Origin of the sequence: Prosthecobacter sp., assembly GCF_020439865.1 — a bacterium.
In the GTDB taxonomy this organism is placed as follows: Bacteria; Verrucomicrobiota; Verrucomicrobiia; order Verrucomicrobiales; family Verrucomicrobiaceae; genus Prosthecobacter.
In genome coordinates this window covers 1-9,562 of record NZ_JAGRPF010000206.1, presented here as the reverse complement: position 1 = coordinate 9,562, position 9,562 = coordinate 1, and the positions used below count along the sequence as shown (strand labels likewise).

At 61.2% G+C, this 9,562-nt stretch carries 7 protein-coding genes; 4 read left to right on the top strand and 3 right to left on the bottom strand.

All coding sequences use genetic code 11. The features are described from left to right. A partial coding sequence (locus KDL09_RS22175) for a class I tRNA ligase family protein (protein ID WP_294390068.1) occupies nt 1-1,196 on the bottom strand: 1,196 nt, incomplete at its 3' end. A gap of 135 nt (nt 1,197-1,331) precedes the next feature. Between KDL09_RS22175 and KDL09_RS22170 the strand changes: the two genes are divergently transcribed. The 4 genes from KDL09_RS22170 to KDL09_RS22155 all read left to right on the top strand — a co-directional run bounded on the left by KDL09_RS22170 (nt 1,332) and on the right by KDL09_RS22155 (nt 8,267). Then, nucleotides 1,332-3,854 (top strand): right-handed parallel beta-helix repeat-containing protein, encoded by a 2,523-nt coding sequence (locus KDL09_RS22170; RefSeq protein WP_294390065.1) that lies wholly within the window; start codon nt 1,332-1,334, stop codon nt 3,852-3,854. 35 nt (nt 3,855-3,889) lie between these two features. Next, complete coding sequence (locus tag KDL09_RS22165; RefSeq protein WP_294390062.1) at nt 3,890-4,873, top strand: 2-enoyl thioester reductase domain-containing protein; 984 nt, start codon at nt 3,890-3,892, stop codon at nt 4,871-4,873. A gap of 4 nt (nt 4,874-4,877) precedes the next feature. Continuing rightward, nucleotides 4,878-5,567, top strand: coding sequence for a 5'/3'-nucleotidase SurE (gene surE, locus KDL09_RS22160; RefSeq protein ID WP_294390059.1), 690 nt, complete (start codon nt 4,878-4,880; stop codon nt 5,565-5,567). Between the two features lie 108 nt (nt 5,568-5,675). After that, on the top strand, nt 5,676-8,267 hold the full coding sequence (locus KDL09_RS22155; RefSeq protein ID WP_294390056.1) for a DNA topoisomerase III: 2,592 nt from the start codon (nt 5,676-5,678) through the stop codon (nt 8,265-8,267). Here the strand turns inward: KDL09_RS22155 and KDL09_RS22150 are convergent. Together KDL09_RS22150 and KDL09_RS22145 are read right to left on the bottom strand one after the other, a co-directional pair. After that, complete coding sequence (locus KDL09_RS22150; RefSeq protein WP_294390052.1) at nt 8,264-8,701, bottom strand: thioesterase family protein; 438 nt, start codon at nt 8,699-8,701, stop codon at nt 8,264-8,266. The genes KDL09_RS22155 and KDL09_RS22150 overlap by 4 nt on opposite strands. Before the next feature lies 1 nt (nt 8,702). Beyond that, nucleotides 8,703-9,562, bottom strand: an 860-nt coding sequence (locus KDL09_RS22145; RefSeq protein WP_294390049.1) for a 4-hydroxy-3-methylbut-2-enyl diphosphate reductase, incomplete at its 5' end; no start/stop codon positions are given.

The following is a 9,562-nucleotide window of genomic DNA, read 5'->3' as shown; positions in this document are numbered from 1 at the left end:
TTGCCGAGCAGCGCGCCTTTGCTCTGCAGCAGCTCGATGATGCCTTCGTTGCTCTTGAAGACGTGCTTGCCGACGAACTCCGGCAATCCGCACTCGGCGGTGTAGCAGCCCGCGTCATCGACGGGCGAGAGGATTTCCAAACCGTGCTCGCGTCCGGCGATGTAGTCGTCCGTGCCGTGGCCGGGCGCCATGTGCACCGCGCCGGTGCCGGTGTCGTCGGTGACGAAGAGCGCGTTGATGATCTTCGAGCCGCGCGGGAGGAAGGGATGCTGCGCCTCGCCGCCATTGAGCAGGCTGCCTTTGAACTTCTCCGGCGCATGCGCAGGATCGAGCACGTAGCCGGTTTCCTGCTGGAAGGCCTCGAGACGCGAGGTGGCGATGACGAGCTTCAAGGTGTGCGCTTTCTCCGCGTTCGTGAAGCTGCCGCTCACATAGTCAAAGGTGGGATGCAGCGCGATGCCGAGGTTCGCAGGCAGCGTCCACGGCGTGGTGGTCCAGATGACGAGATGCGAACCTTCGAGGCCGGGCGGCGGGTTGTTGATGGCAAACGGCACGTAGATGGCCGGCGAGGTCTTCTCCTTGTACTCGACCTCCGCCTCGGCGAGCGCGGTCTGTGCGCCGTAGCTCCACAGCACGGGACGCTTGGCACGATAGACAAGGCCCTTCTCCACAAACTTGGCGAAGGTGCGCATGATGTCGGCCTCGTAAGCCGGCGTGAGGGTCATGTAAGGATTGTCCCAGTCACCAAAGACGCCGAGACGCTTGAAGGATTTTTTCTGCACCTCCACAAAGCCGCGGGCGAAAGCCTCGGAGCGTGTGCGGACTTCGGCGGGGCTGAGATCCTTGGCTTCCTTCACCACCTTGAACTCGATCGGCAGTCCGTGGCAGTCCCAACCGGGGATGTAGGGCGCGTGGAAGCCGGCCATCGTCTTCGATTTGATGATGAGATCCTTCAGCACCTTGTTCAGCGCGGTGCCCATGTGCACATCGCCATTCGCGAAGGGCGGGCCGTCATGCAGGACGAACTTCGGCTTGCCCGCCATCTGCTTCATGATGCGCTGGTAAAGCCCGGCCTCCTCCCACTTCGCCAGCCGCTGCGGCTCACGCGTGACGAGATCGGCTTTCATCGGAAAGTCGGTCTTCGGCGTGCGGACGGTGTTCTTGTAATTCTTCTTGTCTGTGTCGGGGGCGCTCATGTTCGGGAAAAAGGAGGGCGAGGGTAGCCAGCATGGGGCTGTGGGCAAGAGCGGAGGGAGACAAGCTGCGAATGGCAATTTCCGCCCACATCCGGCATTTGCCCGCGCGGCATCGTCGCGTATCGCTTCCGGCCCATGCTGCGCCGCCTTCTTTTCCTTTTCGCCCTCCTTGCCCCCGCCCTCTCCCCTGCCCTCGAGGTGCGCGTCTCACCGGCACTCCCGCTGTCTCAGGCTCTCCAGCAGGTGCGCGAGGCCCGCAAGGCCGGAGACCTTTCTCCGGCCACGATCGTTTTGCCCGAAGGCGCGACGGAACTCCTTCAACCGGTCATCCTCGAAGCGCAGGACTCGAATCTGACGATTACCGGCACGAAGAGCATGCTGATCGGTGCACCGAAGGTCACTGGCTGGGAGAAACACGAAGGCCAGATCATCAAAGCGGACGTGTCGAAGCTGCTACCGAAAGGTTTCCGGCCAAGGCAGCTCCTCTGCGACGGCGAACGGCAGATCCTCGCGCGCTATCCGAACTTCAACGCGAACGATCCGCTCTACGGCGGCTGGGCCTTCGTCGCGCCGTTTCCGCCAGCGGGTGCGCCCGAAGGTCATCTTTGGAAGCGCACGCTCTATGTGAAGCCCGAGGACGTGCGGACGTGGGCGCATCCCGAAGATGTGGAACTCGACATCTTCGCGCAATACGGCTGGTGGAACTTCATCGAGCCTGTCGCCTCGCTCGATCCGCAGACGCGTCTGCTCACGCTAAAGAAGGACTGCGGCTACGACCTGCATCCGCACAACCGCTACCACTTTCAAAATGCGCTCGAAGAACTCGACGCGCAGGGCGAGTGGTTTTACGACAAGCACAACGGCATGCTCTACTTCTGGCCGCCGGCCGGCAAGGATATGCCCGAGATTCGCCTGCCTGTGCTCGAAAGCTTTTTCAAGGTGAAGCCTGGTGCGAAGGACATCGTCATCCGTGGTCTCACGCTCACCGGCTGCAGCGGATCAGCGATCACCTTTGAGCGAGCGGAAGACTGTCTCGTCGAGAAATGCGTCATCACGAAGGTCGGCGACTTCCACGGCAGCGGCATCGGCGTGAGCGACGGCAAAAACGTGCGCATCTCGCGTTGCGAGATCAGCTTCACCGGCAGCAACGGCATCAGCATGAGCGGCGGCGACCGCAAGACGCTCACCGGTCCCGGGCACGTCGCCGAGGACTGCCACATTCATCACATGGGCGTCTTCAACAAGAACGCCTGCGGTGTCGCGCTCTACGGTGTGGACAACACCGTGCGGCATTGCCACATCCACGATGGCCCGCGCATGGGCGTGCAGATGAGCGGGAACAATCTCGTCGTCGAATACAACCACCTGCATCATCTCTGCCTCGAGACGCAGGACGGCGGTGCGATCTACACCGGCGGGCGCGACTGGATCAGCAGCCGCGGCAGCAAGTGGCGCTACAACATGATCCACGACATCATCGGCTGCGGCCAGGAGTCGGCCGGATTGAAGCATCCGTGGTTCACCTTCGGGCTCTACCCCGACGACAACACCGGAGGGCTCGACATCATCGGCAACATCGTCTTCCGCGTCGCCCACACGCCCATCCACATGCACAACTCGCGCGACTGCATCGTCGAGAACAACATCTTCGCCCTCGGCGGGAAGTTTCAGTTTGATCTTCACGGCTGGAGCAAGACTCACCGCTTCTTCACGAACCACCTCGAGTCGATGATCAAAGGCTACGAGTCCGTCGCCGGACTGCCTGCATGGAAAGGCATGCGCGGCATGGATTTGCATCCGAAGGACGCGGTGCGCGACGACGGCACGGTGATGAGCGGCGACATCGTGCGCTACAACATCATGTTCAGCGACACGCCCGGTGTGAAATACGGCGACGTCCGCAGTGCTTCACCGAAGTGGAACACCATCGACTACAACCTCGCATGGAACGGCGGCCATCCCATCGTCACCGGCATCAACGAAGTCGGCCCGGACAAGCAGGGGCCTCCGCTTCTCAATGAACCCTTCAACTCCGCCGAACCCGGCAAGACGCCCAAGGGCTGGGGCTTCAACCATCGTCCGAACAAAGACGTGCAACTCGTCGCCGCCGATGGCGCGCTGCGTGTCGATTGCGCGCTCGGCACCGATCCTGGCAATCCGAAGAGCGTTTTCCACGGTCCTGACATTCCTATCAAGCCCGGCGCCGCCTATCGCGTGAAACTGCGCATCAAGTCCACCGAACCGACCGCCAAGCTCAGCCTCGCGTTTGCTTCATTTAAAAACGGCGAGGGCTACTGGCAGGCCGGCAGCAACAGCATCACCGCCACGAACGAGTGGCAGGAATTTGAAGCCACGGGCCGCATGCTGCGTGAAAACGAAACCGGCTGGAAGCCATGGATGAAAGCCTTCTGGCTGCGCATCGACTGCCATGAACCGAAGGGGCAGGTTTTCATCGACGACGTGCGCATCACCGAAGCCGAACCGCTCGACGAGTGGGCCGCGTGGCAAAACGCCGACTGGGATCAGCACAGCATTGTCGCCGATCCGATGTTCGTGGACTGGAAGCACGACGACTTCCGCCTCAAACCCGAATCCCCCGCCTTCAAACTCGGCTTCAAAGCGATCCCGGTGGAGAAGATTGGCATCAGGAAGGAGTAGCGACAGAGAGTTTCCGCGACGTAATCTAATTCACCATGTCCCAGTTTCTTCAATTCGACCACACCGGCAACCCAGCCGAAGTTCTTCAACTCAAAGAGCGCGAGCTTGCACCGCCTGAAGGGCACGAGGTGCGGGTGCGCATGCGCTACGCGCCGGTGAATCCCGCCGATCTCAATTTCATCGAAGGCACCTATGGGCGCGCCGCCAATCCCCCGTGCATCACCGGACACGAGGGGTGTGGCGAAGTGGAGGAAGTGGGCAGCGCGGTGACCTCGCTCGCCAAAGGAGACGTGGTCATCCCTCTGCTGGGCACCGGCTGCTGGACACAGCATCTCACGGCACCGGAGCGTCATTTTGCCAAACTGCCGCCTCAGATCGACCGCGTGCAGGCCAGCATGCTGCGGATCAATCCCGTCACCGCCTGGGCTTTGCTCAAACATTACACGACGCTCGAAAAAGGTGCGTGGGTGGCGCAGAACGCCGCGAACTCCGGTGTGGGCCGCGCATTCATCCAGCTCGCTCATCATTTCGGACTGCGCACGATCAACTTCGTGCGTCGTGCGGAGTTGTTTGACGAACTGAAATCGCTCGGAGCCGACGTCGTCGTGCTCGACACTGACGAAGGCGTGGCGGAAGCCAAAAAGATCGTGGGTCACGAGCCGGTGAAACTGGCCACCAACGCCGTGGGCGGCGACAGCGCCATCCACCTGATGGACCTGCTGAGCCCCGGTGGCATCCTGGTGACCTACGGCGCCATGAGCCGCCGCAGCCTGAAGGTGCCGAACAAGTTTCTTATCTTCAAAAACCTTCAGCTTCATGGCCTGTGGATCACGAAGTGGCTCGAGGGCGCCAGCACGCCGGAGCTTTACGAAGTGCTCGAGCCTCTCACCGAACTCATCGAGACCGGCGAACTCGTCACCGCCATCGACGAGATCGTGCCGCTGGCTGATTTCAAACGCGCCATCGCCCGTGCCCAGGAAGGTTCGCGCCACGGCAAGGTGATCCTCGACCTCGCCTGATCCGATGCACGTCCTCCTCACGAATGACGACGGCATCGCGGCCCCGGGATTGAAGGCCCTGGAAGAAGCGATGACGCAGCTTGGCTGGGACTTTACCACCGTGGCCCCGGCCGTGGAACAGAGCCAGTGCGGGCATCGCGTGACCACCCATCAGCATCTGCGTGTGGACGCGGTTGGAGACAACCGCCACGCCGTTCACGGCACGCCGGCAGACTGCGTGCGGCTGGCGCTGTTCGCACTCGACGTGCGCCCCGATCTCGTGCTTTCCGGGATCAATGCGGGCGGCAACATGGGACAGGACATCGTCATCTCCGGAACCGTGGCCGCCGCACGTGAGGCGGCCTATCACGGACTCCGATCCGCAGCGCTCTCACATTACATGATCCGCGAACTGGCCGTGGACTGGCAGCGCACGGCGTCATGGATCGCCGAGATCCTGCGGGAGACGCATCCGCGTCCTCAGCCGCACGGCTCGTTTTGGAACATCAATCTTCCCCATCTTCCGGCCGGACAGTCGGACCTGCCGCCGCGCATCGAGTGCCATCCGGCACGTTCGCCTCTGCAGGTGGCCTACGAAAAAAAAGACCAAGGTTATGCCTACAGCGCCTCCTACGCCTCCCGGCCCCGTGATCCGGGCTCGGACGTGGAGGCATGCTTCGGCGGAAACGTCGCTGTTTCGCTGTTGCACGTATGATTGAACATGAGGGTGCTTTTGGTCTTCCAAACGCGCCCGCCTTGACATCCGAGGCGAATGCATGCCCTAAGTAGGCCCTTTTTCCCGCCCCAACCTGTTCATACGCACATGCCCAAAGCCCTGATCATTGCCGAAAAGCCCAGCGTCGCCGCCGATCTAGCCCGCGCACTTGCCAAAGCTCCCGGCATGAAGCCTTTCGTCAAAGAGAAGGACTGGTATGAGAACGAGACCCATGTGATCTCCTCCGCCGTGGGCCACCTGCTGGAGCTCGGCATGCCCATGGTGAACGGCAAAAAGGTGGGCTGGGGCTTCACCAGCCTGCCGATCATGCCCGAGCAGTTTGAGCTCAATCCCATCGAGCAGAGCGCTGACCGCTACAAGCTCCTGGCCAAACTCCTCAAGCGAAAGGACATCGACACCGTGATCAACGCCTGTGACGCCGGGCGCGAGGGTGAGCTCATTTTCCGTTACATCATGGACGCCACGGGTTGCAAAAAACCCGTGCAGCGCCTGTGGATGCAATCCATGACCCAGGGAGCGATCCTTGATGCCTACAAGCACCTCCGCACCAACGAGCAGATGCTTCCGCTGGCCGATGCCGCGAAGTGCCGCAGTGAAAGCGACTGGCTGGTGGGCATCAACGGCACCCGCGCACTGACCGCGCTCAACTCGCGTCATGGCGGCTTCCGCCTCACCCCCGTGGGCCGTGTGCAGACGCCGACGCTGTCCGTCCTCGCCCAGCGCGAACGTGACATCGCCGCCTTCGAACCGCGCACCTACTTCGAGGCGATCGCGCTCTTTGAAGTGCCCGCAGGCCGCTACTCCGGCCGCTGGATCGATGAAAGCTTCAAGAAGGACGAGAACGACGAGCACAAGAAGGCCGAACGTCTCTGGGACCAGGGCACCGCTCAGTCGATCGCCGACCGCTGCATCGGCAAGCCGGGCACGATCGAGCAGGTGACCAAGCCGACGCGCCAGGCACCGCCTCTGCTCTACGACCTCACCAGCCTCCAACGTGAAGCGAGCAACCGCTTTGGCTTCTCCGCCCGCCGCACCCTGCAGATCGCACAGGCTCTCTATGAGAAGTTCAAGGTGCTGACCTATCCGCGAACCGACTCCCGCCACCTGCCCGAGGATTATCTCGGCACTGTGACGGATACGCTGAAGACTTTCGCCAGCCACGACAGCCGCAAGCAGGATGCCCTGCCGCATGAACTCGGCACGCATGCCGCCACGGCGCTCGACAACAAGTGGGTCAGACCCAACAAGCGCATCTTTGACAGCAGCAAGGTCAGCGATCACTTCGCCATCATCCCCACCGGCCAGATTCCGCCGAAGGAGTTGCCTGAGGCCGAGCAAAAGCTGTTCGACATGGTAGCCCGCCGCTTCGTGGCGGTGTTCTTCCCTGCGGCAGAATTTGAAGTCACCACCCGCATCACGCGCGTGGGCCAGGATGCGTTCCAGAGCAACGGCAAGGTCCTCAAGGAGCCCGGCTGGCTGGGTGTCTATGGAAAGAAGGCCGCCGAGGAAGCTGCCGAAGGCGGAGAGGACGCTGCCAAACTGCTCGTGGCCGCCAATACCGGCGACACAGCCAGCACGCTCGACGTCGAGGTCAACGAACATCAGACCAAGCCGCCGCCCCGCTACACGGAAGCTACCATCCTTTCAATGATGGAAGGCGCAGGCAAACTCGTGGAAGACGAAGAGCTCGCCGAAGCCATGAGCGAGCGCGGACTCGGCACGCCCGCGACACGCGCCGCGATCATCGAAGGTTTGATCATGGACCGTTACATCGAGCGCGTGCAGCGTGACTTCCATGTCACCGCCAAAGGCCTCGCCCTCATCGAACAGATCAGCGCGATCGGCATTGATTCTCTAAGTTCCCCGGAAATGACCGGCCAGTGGGAGTACAAGCTGCGCCAGATGGAACACCGCGAACTGGACCGCACCAGTTTCATGCGTGACATCCGGCACCTGACGAAGCAGGTCGTGGAAAAGACCAAGGCCTACTCCAAGTCGGTCAAAGAAAAGGTCTTCCCGGAACTCGCGGTCACCTGCGGATTCTGCGGCAGCACGGAAGGCTACAAGCAGACCGAGGAATTCTACGGCTGCAAAAATCCGAAGTGCAAGGTGCGTGTCTTCAAAACCGTGGCCAGCCGACCGCTCAGCGACGAGGAAATCCGCACGCTCATCGAGAAACGTTTTGTCGGACCGCTCGAAGGCTTCCGCAGCAAGAAGGGCAAGGAGTTTAATGCGGCGCTGCAGGTGAAGGACGACATGAAAATCGCCTTTGTCTTCGAGGGCAGCGACCCCGATGCGATCAACTGGGACGAGTGCCCGGTCATCTGTGAATGCCCGGTCTGCGCCAAAAAAGGACGCGCCGGAGAAAAGATCTACGAAACGCCGGACGCCTATCAGTGCAAAGTGAACGCCGCGGAGTCTTCGAAGTGCAATGCACGCCTGCCGAAGAAGCTTTGCCAAAAGGATATCACGCCTGAGAACGCCCGCGAGTTCTTCGCCGATGGCAAGACCTCGCTGATCACCGGTATGATCTCGAAACGCGGTCGTCCGTTCAGCACCTTCCTCGTCTGCACACCGGGCGAAAAACGCCTCATGAGCTGGGAATTCCCGCCACGTGAAGCAAAGCCGAAGGCCGAGAAGAAGCCCAAGAAACCGGCGGGAGTCAGCGGTCGCAGTTAAACGGTCTCCTGCTTCGACTTGAGCAGATGCGCATACTTCACCTTCCAGTCTTCAGGAAGGCGTGCGGGCCTGCCCTCAGGCATCTGCACCAGAGCCAATGATTGACGGCAGGTGATGAGCAGCGTGTTGTCTTCGACACGTCGCATCTCAAAGGCGCACCAGAAACGCGCCCGTTCGACGCTTTCGAGCCGCCCGTGGATTACGATCTCATCGCCGAGTTTGGCCGGGCGCCGGTAATCGATCTCCGTGCGCACAACGACCGGGAACATCTGCGTTTGCGCCATCTCGCGCAGCTTCATCCCCATCAAGGCCGCAAGCCGGGTGCGTGCGGTTTCGATCATGCGCAGGTACGCGATGTTGTGCACGACACCTCCGCAGTCGGTGTCGAAAAACATCACCTCCTCGCGGGTTTCGATCGTCGGAGTGTATTGCATGTCACTTCAAGGCGGCACGCACGGCCTCTTCGTCAACGCCGCGCAGTTTGAACACACGAAGCACAGTGTCTTCGATGAGATTGTTTGGACAGGAGGCCCCGGCCGTGATGCCCAAGGTCACGGGACCACCGCTGGCGAGCTTGGAAGAGTAGCTCTCCTTCTCGGCTTTGAGATGAAGATCAAAGTGCACGATCTGCTCCAGCGACTTGAGGCAGTCGGCGGTGCGAATGAAGAACGTCGGAAGCTGCTGCTCGCCAATTTCCACGAGATGGGTCGTATTGGAACTGTTGTAGCCTCCGACGACGAGCAGCACATCCAACGGCTGCTGCAGCAGACCGAAGAGCGAATCCTGACGCTCCTGCGTGGCTCCACAAATGGTGTCGAAGACTTGAAAATTCGTCACGCCCGCCTCAGGGCCATGCCGGTCCAGCACGGCCTGACGCAGGCGGCGTTGCACCTCCTCCGTCTCGGACTTGAGCATCGTTGTCTGATTGGCGACCCCGATGCGTGTGAGATGCAAGTCGGGATCAAATCCGTCAGAATGCGCGCCGGGTGGAAACCGCTTCAGGAAAGCCTCCTTGTCACCGCCGTTGCGGATGTAGTCGCAGACGTAATCAACATCCGCCAGCGTGAGTACCACGAGGTAATTTCCCATGCCATCATCACCCATGGCGCGAGAAGAGGTGGCGCGAGTCTCCTCATGGCTGGCCTTGCCATGAATGATCGAAGTGAAGCCGGTTTTGGCATACTGCCGAACGCGCTTCCACACGCTCATGACGTCCCCGCATGTTGTATCGACCACCATGCAGCCACGTTCTCCGATGAGCTTCATCAAGCGTGTCTCGGCACCGAAAGCCGGCA